Below are 15,460 nucleotides of genomic sequence, written 5' to 3'. Positions count from 1 at the left end.
GTGATCACCTCCGGCCCGAAGGCAGGCCTGGAGCTGCCGCTCAGCGCCGACTCCCTCACGATCGGCCGCTCCAGCGAATCCGCTCTCGTGATCCGCGACGACTACACGTCCAGCCACCATGCGCGCCTGATGCTGCGCGGCGACGCCTGGGCGATCCAGGACCTCGACTCCACCAACGGCACCTTCGTCGCAGGCCAGCGCGTCTCCGGCTCGCCGGTCGCCCTCTCGCTCGGCACCCCCATCAAGGTGGGCGCCACGACCTTCGAGCTGCGAGCCTGACGCCGGCATGGTCTTCGAGGGCTCGAGCGTCGCGATCTCCCACACCGGGAAGGTCCGCTCCAACAACCAGGATTCCGGCTACTCCGGAGCGAACCTCTTCGTCGTCGCCGACGGCATGGGCGGTCACGCCGGCGGTGACGTCGCATCCAGCATCGCGATCCAGCGCCTCGAGCCGCTCGATCAGGCGTATGCGACGACGGAAGACGCACAGGCCTCGCTGCAGGCGGCGGCGACCACGGCCGCGGGCGACCTCATCCGTGCCGCGAAGGACCGTCCAGAGCTGGCGGGTCTCGGCACCACCCTCAGCGCGATCATCATGGTCGACGAGTACGCGGTCATCGGCCACATCGGCGACTCGCGCATCTACCTCTATCGCGACGATGCCCTGACGCAGATCACCGCCGACCACACGTTCGTGCAGCGTCTGGTCGACTCGGGCCGCATCACCCCGGAGGAGGCGCGCTACCACCCGCGCCGATCCGTGCTGATGCGTGTGCTCAGCGACATGGACTCCGACCCCGAGCTCGACATGTTCGTCATGCACACGCAGCCCGGCGACCGCTGGCTGCTCTGCTCCGACGGACTCTCCGGCGTGGTCGACGAGCCGCACATCCTCAAGGCCATGCAGCTCGGTCTCGCCCCCGGACGTACGGCCGACATCCTGCTCAAGCAGGCACTCGACGGCGGCGCGCCCGACAACGTCACGATGGTCCTGGTCGACGTCGGCGGACAGCACCCGATCCATTCGGGAACCCCCACGATCGTCGGCTCAGCGTCGAACCCCGACGGCGTGTACGTTCCTCCCGTGCGGGCTCCCCGCGGCAACTGGCTGCACCCGGTGCGACAGGCCGCGAACGAGCCCAGCCACTTCGAGCCGGCGCCCGAGTACCTCGAGGAGCTCATCGAAGAGGACCGTCGTCGCGCCAAGCGCCGGCGCCTCGGGTGGATCGCCGGCGCTCTCGTGGTGATCGTGATGCTCGGCGTCGCGGCCTTCGCTGCCTACAGCTGGACCCAGACCCGGTACTTCATCGGCGCCGATGAGGACAGCGTCGTGATCTTCCAGGGCGTGCAGCAGAACATCGGTCCGATCACGCTGTCCACCCCGATCCAGGACACCGACATCCTCCTCGCGAACCTACCTCCGTATCAGCGGGCATCGGTCGAGCGCACGATCACCGCGCGCTCGCTGTCCGACGCGATGGCGATCGTGGACCGGCTCAAGGCGGGTGCCGACGCGAACACGATCGAGCAGACGCCGCTGCCCACGCCCATGCCGACCCCTGTCGAGACTCCGGCCGGGGGTGACGGATGACCACCGACGTCACAGCCGACACCAGCGTCATCAAGGCCCTCAAGCGCATCCGCATGCCCCAGAGCCAGCGCAACCGCGAGTTCTGGCTGCTGCTCTTCGCGTGTGCGATCAGCGGTGCCGCGCTCACGCTCGTCCAGCTGGGCGCGCTCGGGGTGATCGACCCGATGATCCTGGCGATCGGCGGTGGCCTCGCCGCCCTCGCGTTCGCGCTGCACATCGTGTTGCGCTTCGTGGCATCCGACGCCGACCCGTTCGTCGTACCGATCGCGACCCTGCTCACCGGACTCGGCATCGCGATGATCTACCGCATCGACATCGCCTTCAAGAACACCGGCTGGAACGCCTACTCGACCAAGCAGCTCGCGTGGACCGCCATCTCGCTGGCCGGTGCGATCGTGGTCGTGATCCTGCTGCGCAACTACCGGATCCTCTTCCGATACACCTACATCTTCGGACTCGCCGGAATCCTGCTCCTGCTGCTGCCCTTCGTCCCCGGGCTGCGCATCCCCGACGCGAACGCTGCGGTGTGGGTGTCGCTCGGCGGCGCCTTCGCCTTCCAGCCGGGCGAGCTCGCCAAGATCTGCCTGGCCATCTTCTTCGCGGGATACCTCGTGCGCACCCGTGAGAGCCTGACGTCGGTCGGCAAGCGGGTCCTTGGCATCACCTGGCCACGCATGCGCGAGCTCGGACCCGTGCTGGTCGTCTGGCTGATCTCGCTCGGGATCATCGTCTTCCAGCGCGACCTCGGAACCGGAACCCTGATCTTCGGGATGTTCGTCGCGATGCTCTACGTCGCGACGGGGAAGACCAGCTGGGTGCTCATCGGCCTGACCCTCGTGGTCGCCGGCGTCGCGCTCGCGACGCAGATCCTCAGCTACGTGCAGGGTCGCTTCATCAACTGGCTCTTCCTCTTCGACGCCAACCAGGTCGACCCGGACGGCGCCGGGTACCAGCCCATGCAAGGGCTCTTCGGCCTCGCCCGCGGCGGTCTGATGGGCACGGGTTGGGGCCAGGGACGCCCCGAGGTCACTCCGCTGGCCCACAGCGACTACATCATCACGAGCCTCGGCGAAGAACTCGGGCTGATCGGACTGTTCGCGATCCTCTGCCTCTACATGGTGTTCGTCAGCCGCGGCATGCGCATCGGCCTCGCCGGTCAGGACGACTTCGGCAAGCTGCTCGCGACGGGTCTCTCGTTCACGATCGCCCTGCAGGTGTTCATCATGGTCGGGGGTGTCACGCGCCTCATCCCGCTGACCGGCCTGACCACGCCGTTCCTCGCGGCGGGTGGATCCTCCCTCGTGGCCAACTGGCTCATCGTGGCTCTGCTGCTGCGCATCTCCGACGGTGTGCGGCGCCAACCCCGGGTGGTGATCGGCTGACATGACGAAGGAACTCCGCCGCCTCAGCATCATCATGCTGTTCATGTTCATCGCGCTGTTCGCCGCGACCAGTTGGATCCAGGTCGTCGAAGCGGATGCGCTGGCCCAGAACAGCAACAACAAGCGCACCCGGCTCGACAGCTATGAGATCCAGCGCGGATCGATCATCGTCGACGGCGTCGCGATCGCGAGCTCGGTGCCGAGTGATGACCGCTACCAGTTCCAGCGCACCTACGCGGATGCTCCCATCTGGGAGCCGGTAACGGGATACTTCAACCCGGCTCTGGGCTCGAGCACGGGCATCGAGAAGGCCATGAACGCCGAGCTATCCGGCACGGGGTCGAATGCCTTCCTCGGCGAGGTCGAGCGCATCCTCTCAGGCCAACCGCAGCGCGGGTACAGCGTCGAGCTCTCACTGAACACCGCGGCGCAGCGAGCGGCCTACGAGGCCCTCGGCGGCCTCAAGGGTGCTGTCGTGGCGATGGATCCGAAGACCGGACGGATCCTGGCCATGGTCTCCACGCCCGGCTTCGACACGAACCTGATGGCCACGCACGATGCCGATGCCGCGAACGCCACCTACGACCAGCTCGTCGCCGACGCCAACAAGCCGCTGTCCAACCGCGCCATCGCCGGCGACCTGAATCCTCCCGGTTCCACGTTCAAGGTCGTGGTCGCCGCTGCGGCCTATGCGAGCGGCAAGTGGACCCCGGAGTCGACGCTGCCCAACCCGGCCGTCTACACCCTTCCCGGGTCGTCCAACCGCGTCTCCAACGCGTGGGGCGGCACCTGCGGCCCCGGAGAGACCGTCACGATCGCCGAGGCGATCCGCCTCAGCTGCAACATCCCCATGGCCGAGCTCGCGGTCGAACTCGGCGACGACGCGATCCGCGAGATGGCCGACAAGCTCGGGTTCAATCGATCGTTCGACACGCCCCTGACGTCGACACCCTCCAGCTACCCGCGGGCCCTCGACGACGCACAGACCGCTCTGACCGGTTTCGGCCAGGGAAAGGTCACCGCCACTCCGCTGCAGATGGCCATGGTCTCCGCCGGACTCGCGAACGACGGTGTCGTGATGAATCCGCGGATGGTCGACGCCGTGATCGGCAACGACCTCTCGGTCATCAAGGCGTTCCAGGACAGCGAGTTCGGACGTGCGATGGAGGCCGATGTGGCGAACGACGTGACCGCCGCGATGGTCGCGAGCGTCGCAACGGGAGCGGCCCAGGGTGCAAGAATAGACGGGATCGACGTGGCCGGTAAGACGGGCACCGCAGAGAACGGAAACAGGCCGCATACGTTGTGGTTCACCGGCTTCGCGCCGGCGAACGATCCAGCGGTCGCAGTAGCGGTCGTCGTCGAAGACGGCGGCGGACAGGGACAATCAGGCAGCGGCGACACCATCGCCGCTCCGATTGCGAAGAAGGTCATAGAGGCGGTGCTGGGCAGATGAGGCCGACGCAGGGTGTGTCGTTCGGTGGTCGTTACGAGCTGCAGTCGCGTATCGCGATCGGTGGCATGGGCGAGGTGTGGGAAGCGACGGATCACGTCATCGGACGTACCGTCGCGATCAAGATCCTCAAGGACGAGTACATGGGGGACCCCGGGTTCCTCGAGCGCTTCCGAGCCGAGGCTCGGCACGCCGCACTCGTCAACCATGAGGGCATCGCCAGTGTCTTCGACTATGGCGAGGAGAACGGCAGCGCCTACCTCGTCATGGAGCTGGTGCCCGGCGAGGCTCTCTCGACCGTGCTCGAGCGCGATGGAGCACTCAGCGCCGACAAGACCCTCGACATCGTCGCCCAGACCGCGTCCGCTCTGCAGGCCGCTCACGCGGCGGGTCTCGTGCACCGCGACATCAAGCCGGGAAACCTGCTGATCACGCCCGACGGCCGCGTCAAGATCACCGATTTCGGCATCGCCCGTATCGCCGACCAGGTACCGCTCACCGCGACCGGCCAGGTCATGGGCACGGTGCAGTACCTGTCGCCCGAGCAGGCGTCCGGTCACCCGGCCTCCCCCGCCACCGACACCTACTCGCTCGGCATCGTCGCCTACGAATGCCTGGCGGGCAAGCGTCCGTTCACGGGTGAGTCGCAGGTGGCCATCGCCATGGCGCAGATCAACGAGCAGCCCCCGCCGCTGCCCCCGACCGTGCCGATCCCCGTCCAGAACCTCGTCATGGCCATGATCGCCAAGAAGCCCAGCGATCGCCCCTCGTCTTCTGCGACGGTGGCGCGCGCGGCTCAGGCTCTTCGCCGAGGCGACCTCAACTCCGCGGCCATCGCCGTGCCCGCGATCGCGACCGGCGGCATCGCAGGCGGAGACGACGCGACACGGATCCTGACGGCATCGGGAGACGACGGCACCACGCGCATCCTTCCCACCACGGCTCAGCTTCCCACCGAGGCTGCAGCCGAGGAGGAGAAGGAGAAGAAGAAGCGCAGCCCCTGGACCTGGCCGCTGATCGCTCTGATCGCTCTGCTGGTGATCGTGCTCGGCGGCACGTTGTGGGCGATGCTGGCGAACCAGGGCGGCGATGCCGATCCCACGGGTTCGCCGAGCAACACGCCGCCCCAGACCCAGACGCAGACGACACCGCCGCCGACCACTCCGACGCCGGAAGTGACCCGTGTGGACGTGACAGCCCTGAACCTGAACGGCATGGACTGCGGCGCCGCCACCTCCACTCTCAAGGAGGCGGGCTTCAACAGCGAGATCACCTGCGTCGACGGCGATCCTGCGCCGACCGATGCGGACGTCGGCAAGGTCTACCGCGTCGCACCGACCGGCAACGTCGAGACGACGCAGGCCATGACTCTCACGGTCTACGCGGCTCGTGCGGGCATCCCGACGCCGACCGACGCGCCGACGATCACCGGAAACCCAGTCGCGGGTTCGACGGTGACCATCTCCTGGGGAACCGGATTCACGTGCCCGAGCGGAACGACGCTTTCCGGCTACGTCGTGTCGGTGCAGAACGGCAGCTTCGTCTCCGGTGGGCCGAACTTCCAGCCGACGCAGCGCAACACGCAGGTGAAGATCGCCGACGCCGAGGGGCAGCAGCTCATCGTCACATACCAGGGCATGTGCTCCGGTGGCGATCAGCGCACTTCCGCGGCATCGCCCCCGCTCTCGGTGACGATCACGGCGGCCCCCGGCGACGGGGACACCGACACCGACGGGTAACCTGTAGTTCAGTTCAGCAAGCGTAGTTTTCCAGGGGGTCATCCGTGTCCACAGAGCCACGAATCGTCGCGGGCCGGTACCGCGTCGACGAGCTCATCGGGCATGGCGGTATGGCGAAGGTCTACCGCGGGTACGATCTGACGCTCGGTCGAGACGTCGCGATCAAGATCCTCGACGCCGATCTGGCACGGGACACCACGTTCCGCAATCGATTCCGGCTCGAGGCCCAGGCCGCGTCACGGATGTCTCACCCTTCGATCGTCCGCGTGTTCGATGCCGGCGACCCCTCGACGAGCGACATCGGTTCCGACGAGCCGCCCTATATCGTGATGGAGCTCGTCAAGGGCACCCTCCTCAAGGACATCATCGCGGCGGGACCGGTGCCGGCGGCCGACGCCGTGCGCTATGTCGACGGCATCCTCGAGGCGCTCGACTACTCGCACCGCGCAGGCGTGGTGCACCGCGACATCAAGCCGGGCAACGTGATGGTGACCGACAAGGGTCAGGTCAAGGTGATGGACTTCGGCATCGCCCGTGCCGTCTCCGACTCGTCCTCCACGGTGGCCGAGACGACCCAGATCATCGGCACCGCCGCCTACTTCTCGCCGGAACAGGCCAAGGGCGAACCCGTCGATGCGCGAGCCGACCTCTACTCCACGGGTGTCGTCCTGTACGAGCTGCTCACCGGACGCCAGCCGTTCCGTGGCGAGTCGCCGGTGGCTGTCGCCTACCAGCATGTGAGTGAGACACCGGTCCCTCCGACAGAGGTCAACGAGGACGCTCCTCCAACGCTCGACCCGATCGTGCTGCGCGCACTCGCGAAGGATCCCTACCAGCGGTATCCGGACGCCGCTCACTTCCGCGCCGCCCTGGATTCCGCCATGACCGGCAATGCCCCGACGCGCAAGGAACTGGGAGCACTGACCAGCGAGCTGTACGGCGCGAGCCCGCGGCAGGCGCAGGAGACCGCGCGGTCGCTGCGGCAGTTGAGTGCGGACACCACCATGACCCGAACCCAGTCCGGACCACCGGTCGCCTGGATCTGGGCCGGAGTGGCACTGCTCGCGGTGCTGCTGGCATCGGTGCTGTTCTGGGTCGTCACGATCAGCATGCGCCCTCCCGAGGTGTCGAGCACGTCGCGAACGATCCCGAACCTCGTCAACGTGTCATCCGAGCGCGCACAGGACGACCTCGCGAACCTCGACCTCTCGTCGAAGATCGTGATCGAGACGAGCTCCGAGGTCTCCGAGGGAAACGTGATCCGCACCGACCCCGAGGCGGGGGTGTCGGTCGAGGAGGGCTCCACGGTCACGCTGTACGTCTCCAAGGGCGAGGAGACGGTCGTGATGCCCAAGATCGAGGGCATGGCACTCGACGACGCCACGAACGCGCTGAAGGCGGCCGGGCTCGAACTCGGAACGGTCATCCAACGCAACGACAAGGCGTTGGCCGCGAACACGGTCATCTCCGCCAGTGAGAAGGCCGACGCCGAGCTCGATCCGGGTACCGTCGTCAACCTGGTCGTGGCCAGCGGCACGGTGACGCTCACCGACCTCGCCGGCTGGACCGTCGACGCCGCCACGGCCAACCTCACCGATCTCGGCCTGGTGGCCGTGCCGACGGAGACGGCCGAGTGCCCGGCCACGGAGCCGCCGACCGTGCACTCCATGTCGGTCGCACCCGGTGACGTCCCGGTCGGCTCGTCCGTCCAGATCTTCTTCTGCACCGGTTGACGCGCAGGTCCCGGTGAGCCGGACCGTACCTTCAGCGTGACAGGGGGTGCAGCGTCTCGGCGCGCGCGACCGCTCCGTCGTCGCCGCACAGTTCCAGCCAGTTCGCCAGGAGTCGGTAGCCTCCCTCTGTGAGCACGCTCTCCGGGTGGAACTGCACGCCCCACACCGGCAGGTCGCGGTGGGCCAGCGCCATGACCGTCCCCTCCTCTGTCCAGGCCGTCACCATGACCTCGGGTGGCAGGTCGGAGGCCGCGAGCGCGAGCGAGTGATACCGCCCTGCATCGAACGGCGAGGGGATTCCTGCGAACAGGGGAGAAGCGTCGTGCGTGACCGACGAGACCATCCCGTGCATGAGTTCGGGCGCCGCGGTGACGGGAGTCCCGAAGGCCTCTCCGATCGCCTGGTGTCCGAGACACACACCGAGCGTCGGCACCCGCAGCCGCGTGGCGACGCGCACGGCATCGATCGACGCTCCAGCATCGGCAGGTGCACCTGGGCCCGGAGAGAGCATCACCGCGTCGTACGCCGGCACCAGCTTCTCGAGTCGGGCGGCATCCGTCGCATCCGCTTCGATCATGTCGGCGTCTGCGCCGAGCTCCTGCAGGTATCCGACCAGGGTGTGCACGAAGCTGTCGTGGTTGTCGACCACGAGCACTCGCGTCATTCGACGTCGACCTCGCCGGGGGCGATGATCGGGCTCACCCAGGGGAACACGTACCAGAACAGTCCGTAGAGCACGGCGGCGATGACGATCACGAGGATGAGGACCCGCAGCCACCACGGGCCGGGCAGCAGGCGCCAGAGGGCGGCGTACATCAGGCTTCTCCCTTTCGGATGTCCATGATCACACCGAGGGTGCGGCCGGCGGAGGCGGCGGATCGGTCAGAGCGGTCGGCGGACCCTCGGCGCGTGGCTGGAAGCTCTCGAACACCCCGTAGGCGACGATGCGCTCGGCCAAGGAGTACAGCGGAGAGCAGGCCGTGAGCGTGATGTACTGCTCCCCGGTCTGCTGCTCGGGCATCTGCGGCACGTCGGCGAGCACATCGGTCTGGCTGGGCTTCACGTACTCGAGCGTGCGGAACCGGTAGGTGTACCAGCCGTCAGGTGTCTCCACGACGATCGCGTCGTTCAACTGCAGCTTGTCGAGCTGGTTGAACGGCTTTCCCCACGTGGTCCGATGCCCGGCCAGCGAGAAGTTGCCGACCTCGCCCGGCATCTTCGAGTTGGTGTAGACCCCGATCCCCTGCTGGTCGAGCGTGCGGGCACGGCTCGTCCCGCCGAAGATCCCGAAGTTGTAGTCCGCGCCGAAACGCGGGATGTGCATCTGTCCGAACCACTGCGCATCGGCCGGGGCCGCGGGCACGGGGGGCACGTATGCCGTGGTTCCGTCGTCTTCCTCGACGACGGGCGGGAGCGCCGGGGGCTCGGCCTGTGCCAGCGCCTGAGACACGGCTGCACCCTCGTCGTTCTTCTGGGCGCTGATGATGATGTCGCCGATCCACATCTGCCACGCGACGAAGAGCAGGACGATCACGCCGGCGGTGAGGAGCAGCTCTCCGAGCACGCTCGCGAACGTCGCGCGCGAGCGCGGCCGCTGTCGCCGCGGACGCCGCCCCCCAGGCACGACGGATGCAGTCATGCGGTGATCATATCCGGGAACGCTGAGCGCGCGCCGTGGCCTCTCCGTCTGCGGCGGCATCCTGGCCTCGGCGGAGGACAGGTCTCATGGGTACAATGACGGAATGGCACGTGACCGCAAGACTGAAGAACCCGCCGTCGAGCGCGCCGAAGGCGACGCCGCTCCCAACGCCGTGTGGTTCAAGCCGGTGATGATCGGCTTCATGCTCCTGGGGCTCGTGTGGATCCTTGTCTTCTACATCTCCGGCATGCAGTACCCGATCCCGGGGCTGTCGAACTGGAACCTGGCGATCGGCCTCGGCATCGCGCTGATCGGCTTCCTGATGACCACTCGCTGGCGCTGACGCCTCCACTTCTTCCAGAAAGGCCCCCTCGCATCGCGAGGGGGCCTTTCTCATACCCATCCCGGATTCCACTCCGCTCCGGTGTACAGCGGCAACGCCACCGAAGGTCGTAGGCGGGTTCCCGGAGTGAGCATCGGGAGGGACCCGCGAAGCGGGAGGGAGCCCGTTCTGCGAACGAAGGGAATCCGCCTACGACCGTCCCCCGGAGATGCCCGCCCACAAGTCCACCCAGAGCGAAAGTTATCCACAGGTCCATCCACAGCCTGGGGAGAATTACACCGGTGTTATTCACAGGGGTTAACAACCCTGTTAACAACTCGGGATCAGGACAAAAGGATGAGCGGCGGCACGAAGGCGACGACGACGATCAACAGGACGACCAGCGCGGACAGCAGAACGATCTGCAGGGTTCGCTGGTCTCGGCGCTTCGTCTTGACATAGATGAAGGCCACCAGCGCGCCGATGACGACTCCGCCGAGGTGCGCCTGCCAGGAGATCCGTCCACCCCCGAAGACCAGCCCGTAGACGAAGTTGATGCCGAGGATGACGAGAAGCCCGGTGACATTGGCGCCGAGGTGCCGGCCGACGATGAGCAGAGCGGCCATCATGCCGAAGATCGCTCCCGAGGCCCCGACCGTGGAGGTCAGCGGGGCGAGCACCGCCACCATGACCGAGCCGCCAAGACCGCTGATGAGGTAGAGGGCGAGGAACCGGACGCGGCCGAGCATGGGCTCGAGGCTCTGTCCGAGCATCCACAACGCGAGCATGTTGAGGGCGAGGTGGATGAAGCTGCCGTGGGCGAAGACGGCGGTGAGCAGTCGCCAGGGCTCGAATGGCAGCGGCGAGAGGTTCGGGTACAGATACGGGGCCGCGAAGAGCATCTGCCCGGTGATCTGCTCGCCGATGCCGGGGATCAGCTGAACCAGTCCGATGAACGACGTGACGGCGAGGAGAGCGTAGGTGACGACCGGCTTGCCGCTGCGGGCCATCGCCATGGTCGCGCCGCTGCCGCCCCAGCGCCGAGCCGCCTTCTTCTGAGCGGGGGTGCGGTTCTTCTTGTCCGCGTTCATGCACTCGGGACAGATGACGCCGACAGCCGCCTGCGTCTGGCACTCGGGGCAGATGGTGCGCATGCACCGCTGGCAGAGCACGAAGCTCTGCCGATCCGGATGGCGGTAACAGAAGTTGTCGCGATTGCTCGTGAGCTCTGGCGTGGTCATCCGGATCGGCCGCAGCTGTCGTCAGGCCGCGACGATGTCGATCGACTGCAGCACGACAGGCTCGACCGGACGGTCGCCCGGGCCGGTCTGCACGGCGCCGATCGCGTCGACGACTGCGCGGGAAGCGTCATCGGCGACCTCGCCGAAGATCGTGTGCTTGCCCTGCAGCCACGGGGTGGGGTCCGTCGTGATGAAGAACTGCGAACCGTTGGTGCCCTCGGGCTTGCCGGTGATGGCGTTGCGACGCAGGCCGGCGTTGGCCATCGCGAGGATGTACGGCTTGTTGAAGTCGAGCTCCATGTTGATCTCATCGTCGAAGTTGTAGCCGGGGCCGCCGACGCCCTGTCCGAGCGGGTCGCCGCCCTGGATCATGAAGTTCGGGATGATGCGGTGGAAGATGACGTCCTTGTAGAGGGGTCCGTCGCCGGGCTTGCCGGTGGCGGGGTCGGTCCACTCCTGGGTGCCGTCGGCGAGGCCGACGAAGTTCTTGACCGTCTTCGGTGCGTGATCGCCGAAGAGGTTGATGACGATGTCACCGTGGTTGGTGTGCAGGGTTGCGACATGAGAAGCGTGAGCCATGCCTTCATTCTCGCAGAGCTTCCGGTGAGTTGGCCGAGGCCTGTACCCCTGATCAGGCGAAGAAGCAAGGGTCGGGCGATTCCCTCCCGGCTTCCAGCCTGTCGTGGCAAGATGGGGAACCCGTACTCCAATGGACAGGAGAGCATCGTGAGCCTCAGCCGCAAGCGGAAGAAGGAACTGCGTCGTCTTCAGAAGGAAGCGAACCAGCTCTGGGAGAACCAGCAGGTGCTCGTCGGTCACGCCGCCGATGTCGCCCGGGAGGCCGGACGTCAGCTCGGCAGCCTCAATCGTGAGCAGGTCGTCCCGGTCATCCAGGACACGTACAACCGTCGCGTCGCCCCGGTCGTCGACCGTGGCGTCAAGATCGGCAAGCACGTCGTCGACGACAAGGTCGTCCCGATCGTGGGCGGAGTCGTCGGTTCCGCCCTCACCGCGTGGGATGTCGCCAACGCGAAGCGTCACGGTGTGGCCGTCCCGGCACCCCGCGGTGCTTTCGGGAAGAAGCAGAAGTCGGGCCCGGGTCTCGGCTCCGTCATCGCTATCGTCCTCGGCGCGGCCGCGGCCGTCGGCGTTCTCTACGCCGCTTGGCAGGCACTGCGCGCCGACGACGAGCTCTGGGTCGCGGACGACCCGCTCGCCGCACCCGACGCGTGACCCCGTCCGATATCGCCTCCGTCGCCCCGGGTGACGGAGGCGATCGGCATGCGCGGGTGCGTGAAGCGGCCGCAGCCCGCGGTCTCGAGATCGAGATCCGTGAGCGCCCGGCGGCAGGCAGCCTGTTCGAGGCAGCCGAGCTCCTCGGCATCCCGCCGTCGGGCATCGTCAAGACACTCGTCGTGAAGCGCTCCGACGACACGTTCCTGTTCGCGCTGATACCGGGCGGACGCTCGATCTCCTGGCCGAAGCTCCGCGCCCTGGTCGGAGTGAACAAGCTTCGGCTTCCGGAAGCGGAGTTGGCTCTCGCGGCGACAGGCTACGAGCGCGGCACCATCGTCCCGATCGGCAGCACCACCGACTGGCCGATCTACGCCGACGAGTCCATCGTCGGTCAGCGCATCGCCATGGGTGCGGGGGCCCACGGATACAGTCTGTTCGTCGACGCAGACGACCTGATCGCCGCCTACGGGGCGACCGTCGCAGACATCTCCGTTCCCGAAGAGCGTTGACCCCGGCCGGGACTCGGTCGGTTCAGAGGATCCCGGCCATCCGCATGGCGATGTCGACCAGCCGCACCCGCTGCAGCTCGGCCACCGCCTTCATCGGAAACCACTCGGCCATGTCGGTCGAACCGCCGGTCTCGAATCGCAGCTTGCCACCGGTGACCTCGGCTCGGTAGACGATGCGCAGCGTGTGCAGCGGTTCTGCTGCCTTCTGCACTCGACGACCCGCGGGAATCACACGGGAATGGATGCCGAGGAGCTCGCCGACCTTGACCGTGTAGCCGGTCTCCTCGCGGAGCTCTCGACGTACGGCGTCTTCCGGAGATTCACCCGGCTCGAGCCCACCCCCGGGCATCGTCCACGCGACGCGACGACCCTCCGTCCAGCGCGCCAACAGCAGCCGTCCGTCGTCATCGGTGACGACCGCGTACGCCGCGACACGCAGGTCCATGGACACACCCTATCCGTCAGCGAAGGGGGTCGATGACCGTGCGTCACGCTCCGGAAACCGACGGTCCGCTCCGATCGATCAGGAATCGAGAAGCGCTCTGTCCTCCGGCCTCCGTAATGTGATCTCCACAACGGACAGCACCAGGAGAGGACCGATCATGGCCGAGAAAGAGAAGAACTTCAGCGCCGAGGAACGCGAGGCCATGCAGGCTACCGCGAAGGAAGCGCGCACGCGCCGCTCCAGGGCGAAGAAGTCCCCGGAGGAGCTCCGCGCCGCGGGGGAGGCCGACATCAAGGAGGCGATCGAGAAGCTCACACCCGAAGACCAGGCCCTGGCGAAGAAGCTGCATGACCTGGTCTCCGAGGTCGCCCCCGACCTGGTCCCCCGCACCTACTACGGGATGCCGGCGTGGGGTCGCGACGGCAAGGTGCTCTGCTTCTTCCAGCCGGCCAGCAAGTTCAAGGTCCGCTACGGAACGTTCGGGTTCGAACCGATCTCGAACCTCGACGACGGAACCGTGTGGCCGACCGCCTATGCCGTGACCGACCTCACGAAGGCCGACCTCGAGTTCCTGGGCGAACGCATCCGACTGGCGATCAGCTGACGACACCCTGCTGCCCCGAGGCCGCTCGGGCAGTACCGTTGAGCCGTGAGCACTCTGCCCTTCCCCGCATCCGTGTACGCTGCCCGCCTCGCCGACGCCGCAACGCTCGCGGCTGAAGCGGGAATCGATGCCGTCATCGTGGGTCCCGGACCCGACCTGCAGTACCTGCTGGGCGTGGAGGGCGACACCATCGAGCGGCTCACCGCACTCGTTCTCGGTCCCGGAGTCACGCCCACGGTGGTGGTGCCGCGGATGGAACTCGCCAAGCTGCGAACCACGGCCGCCGGTGAGCTCGGCCTCCGCGTCGCGGACTGGGTGGACGGAGAGGATCCCTACGCGCTGGTCGGCGAGGCAGCGGGTGCGGTGGCACGCGTCGGTGTGTCCGACGCCCTCCCCGCCCTGCACGTCATCCCGATCGGTGAGCGCCTGGGTGTGCGCCTCGAGCTCGCCACACCGGTGCTGCGCGAGAGCCGCATGATCAAGGATGCCGAGGAGATCAGAGAGCTGCGCCGTGCCGGAGACGCCATCGACGCGGTGCACCGGCGCGTGCCTGAGTGGCTTCGTGCCGGACGCACCGAACGCGAGGTGGCTGCCGACATCGCCGAGGCGATCGTCGCCGAAGGGCACCGCACGGTGGAGTTCGTGATCGTCGGATCGGGCCCGAATGGTGCGGACCCTCACCACGAGGTCTCGGACCGCGTGATCGAAGAAGGCGACGTGGTCGTGGTCGACATCGGTGGGGCTGTCCCGAGCGGCTACAACTCCGATAGCACCAGGACATACGTGGTCGGAACCCCCGACCCCGCCGCAGCTGAGCGCATCGGAGTGCTGGTGCGCGCGCAGCAGGCTGCGGTCGATGCCGTGCGCCCCGGAGCCACCGCCTCCGAAGTGGATGCCGCAGCGCGAACCGTTCTCGACGAGGCGGGCCTCGGGGAGGCGTTCCTGCACCGCACCGGCCACGGAATCGGAGTCTCGGTGCACGAAGAGCCGTACATCGCCCCTGGCAACGGTCTGGTGCTCCGCGAGGGCATGGCCTTCAGCATCGAACCTGGTATCTACTTCGCCGGCGAATGGGGTGCCCGCATCGAGGACATCGTCGTCGTGACGGCCGAGGGTGGCCAGCGACTGAACGTCGCACCGCACGGACTGACTTCGGTCGGCTCCGACTGAGACGCACCCGGATATGCAGCGCCGTCGCAAGGTATCGTCCGCCAATGCGTCGCCGGCGACCCGCGCGCGCTACGCCCGACGTCGACAGAATCGCCTCGCGCGCGTGGACAACGACCTCACCGATGAGCAGTGGTACGCCCTGATGGACGCCTGGGGCGGGTGCGCGTACTGCGGGGGAGACGGCGCCGCTCTGCAGCGCGACTGCATCCAACCCGTGTCCCGCGGCGGCCGCTACACGCTCGAGAACGTGGTTCCGGCGTGCGCCTCCTGCAATGCGAGCAAGCACAATGACGAGGTCACGGGCTGGCTGCGCCGCAAGAAGCTCGACGAAAGGACATTCCTCGTGCGGCACGCCACGATCCTCCGGGGGCTTCGACCCGCCGAATGAAGCCGGTG

The 15,460-nt window shown here is 67.3% G+C and carries 18 protein-coding genes; 12 read left to right on the top strand and 6 right to left on the bottom strand.

Features of this window, described 5'->3' with window-relative positions; genetic code table 11:
- From DSP71_RS06545 to pknB, 6 genes are all read left to right on the top strand, one after another.
- On the top strand, window positions 1-279 hold a 279-nt coding region (locus DSP71_RS06545), incomplete at its 5' end, for an FHA domain-containing protein (RefSeq protein WP_113680678.1).
- Window positions 280-286: 7 nt separating this feature from the next.
- A complete protein-coding gene (locus DSP71_RS06540) occupies window positions 287-1,591 on the top strand; it encodes a PP2C family serine/threonine-protein phosphatase (protein ID WP_046747992.1) in 1,305 nt (434 codons plus the stop codon).
- Window positions 1,588-2,973, top strand: coding sequence for an FtsW/RodA/SpoVE family cell cycle protein (locus DSP71_RS06535; protein ID WP_046747991.1), 1,386 nt, complete (start codon window positions 1,588-1,590; stop codon window positions 2,971-2,973). The genes DSP71_RS06540 and DSP71_RS06535 overlap by 4 nt, the downstream gene beginning before the upstream one ends.
- A 1-nt stretch (window position 2,974) precedes the next feature.
- Window positions 2,975-4,429: a penicillin-binding protein 2 gene (locus DSP71_RS06530; RefSeq protein ID WP_046747990.1), complete on the top strand. Its 1,455-nt coding sequence runs from the start codon at window positions 2,975-2,977 to the stop codon at window positions 4,427-4,429.
- Entirely contained in the window at window positions 4,426-6,165 is a 1,740-nt protein-coding gene (locus tag DSP71_RS06525; protein WP_218867881.1) for a serine/threonine-protein kinase, read from the top strand. Before DSP71_RS06530 ends, DSP71_RS06525 begins: the two co-directional genes overlap by 4 nt.
- Window positions 6,166-6,209: 44 nt before the next feature.
- Window positions 6,210-7,898, top strand: coding sequence for a Stk1 family PASTA domain-containing Ser/Thr kinase (pknB, locus tag DSP71_RS06520; RefSeq protein WP_058630932.1), 1,689 nt, complete (start codon window positions 6,210-6,212; stop codon window positions 7,896-7,898).
- 31 nt (window positions 7,899-7,929) lie between these two features.
- On the opposite strand, the gene DSP71_RS06515 is transcribed toward pknB, so the two are convergent.
- From DSP71_RS06515 to DSP71_RS06510, 3 genes are read right to left on the bottom strand one after another with little or no spacing between them, the layout of a single operon-like run.
- On the bottom strand, window positions 7,930-8,562 hold the full coding sequence (locus DSP71_RS06515; RefSeq protein WP_061016328.1) for an aminodeoxychorismate/anthranilate synthase component II: 633 nt from the start codon (window positions 8,560-8,562) through the stop codon (window positions 7,930-7,932).
- Entirely contained in the window at window positions 8,559-8,714 is a 156-nt protein-coding gene (locus tag DSP71_RS22015; RefSeq protein WP_046747986.1) for a membrane protein, read from the bottom strand. Before DSP71_RS22015 ends, DSP71_RS06515 begins: the two co-directional genes overlap by 4 nt.
- 28 nt (window positions 8,715-8,742) lie before the next feature.
- Window positions 8,743-9,537: a class E sortase gene (locus tag DSP71_RS06510; protein ID WP_058630934.1), complete on the bottom strand. Its 795-nt coding sequence runs from the start codon at window positions 9,535-9,537 to the stop codon at window positions 8,743-8,745.
- A gap of 103 nt (window positions 9,538-9,640) precedes the next feature.
- Here DSP71_RS06510 and DSP71_RS06505 point away from each other — a divergent pair, with 103 nt between their 5' ends.
- Complete coding sequence (locus tag DSP71_RS06505; RefSeq protein ID WP_045263578.1) at window positions 9,641-9,880, top strand: cell division protein CrgA; 240 nt, start codon at window positions 9,641-9,643, stop codon at window positions 9,878-9,880.
- A gap of 323 nt (window positions 9,881-10,203) precedes the next feature.
- Here the strand turns inward: DSP71_RS06505 and DSP71_RS06500 are convergent, their stop codons facing one another.
- Together DSP71_RS06500 and DSP71_RS06495 are read right to left on the bottom strand one after the other, a co-directional pair.
- Window positions 10,204-11,100, bottom strand: a complete 897-nt coding sequence (locus DSP71_RS06500) for a rhomboid family intramembrane serine protease (RefSeq protein ID WP_113680677.1) — start codon at window positions 11,098-11,100, stop codon at window positions 10,204-10,206.
- 21 nt (window positions 11,101-11,121) lie between these two features.
- Window positions 11,122-11,679 (bottom strand): peptidylprolyl isomerase, encoded by a 558-nt coding sequence (locus tag DSP71_RS06495; protein ID WP_046747983.1) that lies wholly within the window; start codon window positions 11,677-11,679, stop codon window positions 11,122-11,124.
- 147 nt (window positions 11,680-11,826) lie between these two features.
- Here DSP71_RS06495 and DSP71_RS06490 point away from each other — a divergent pair, with 147 nt between their 5' ends.
- Both DSP71_RS06490 and DSP71_RS06485 read left to right on the top strand, forming a co-directional pair.
- Window positions 11,827-12,333, top strand: coding sequence for a hypothetical protein (locus tag DSP71_RS06490; protein WP_046747982.1), 507 nt, complete (start codon window positions 11,827-11,829; stop codon window positions 12,331-12,333).
- A gap of 56 nt (window positions 12,334-12,389) precedes the next feature.
- Window positions 12,390-12,845 carry an aminoacyl-tRNA deacylase gene (locus DSP71_RS06485; RefSeq protein ID WP_171011004.1) on the top strand — a complete coding sequence of 152 codons (456 nt, stop codon included), beginning with the start codon at window positions 12,390-12,392 and terminating at the stop codon, window positions 12,843-12,845.
- 22 nt (window positions 12,846-12,867) lie between these two features.
- On the opposite strand, the gene DSP71_RS06480 is transcribed toward DSP71_RS06485, so the two are convergent.
- On the bottom strand, window positions 12,868-13,290 hold the full coding sequence (locus tag DSP71_RS06480; protein WP_113680676.1) for an NUDIX hydrolase: 423 nt from the start codon (window positions 13,288-13,290) through the stop codon (window positions 12,868-12,870).
- A 157-nt stretch (window positions 13,291-13,447) separates the two neighbouring features.
- Here DSP71_RS06480 and DSP71_RS06475 point away from each other — a divergent pair, with 157 nt between their 5' ends.
- The 3 genes from DSP71_RS06475 to DSP71_RS06465 all read left to right on the top strand — a co-directional run bounded on the left by DSP71_RS06475 (window position 13,448) and on the right by DSP71_RS06465 (window position 15,452).
- Window positions 13,448-13,894 (top strand): DUF1801 domain-containing protein, encoded by a 447-nt coding sequence (locus DSP71_RS06475; protein WP_113680675.1) that lies wholly within the window; start codon window positions 13,448-13,450, stop codon window positions 13,892-13,894.
- A 45-nt stretch (window positions 13,895-13,939) separates the two neighbouring features.
- Complete coding sequence (locus DSP71_RS06470) at window positions 13,940-15,064, top strand: Xaa-Pro peptidase family protein (protein ID WP_113680674.1); 1,125 nt, start codon at window positions 13,940-13,942, stop codon at window positions 15,062-15,064.
- Window positions 15,065-15,167: 103 nt separating this feature from the next.
- Window positions 15,168-15,452: an HNH endonuclease gene (locus DSP71_RS06465; protein WP_307723489.1), complete on the top strand. Its 285-nt coding sequence runs from the start codon at window positions 15,168-15,170 to the stop codon at window positions 15,450-15,452.
- Window positions 15,453-15,460: the final 8 nt, after the last annotated feature.

The sequence above is a fragment of the Microbacterium sp. H6 genome (assembly GCF_003314775.1).
Taxonomy (GTDB): Bacteria; Actinomycetota; Actinomycetes; order Actinomycetales; family Microbacteriaceae; genus Microbacterium; species Microbacterium oxydans.
The sequence above is the reverse complement of the archived record's forward strand: the minus strand, read 5'-3'. Positions and strand labels throughout refer to the sequence as shown.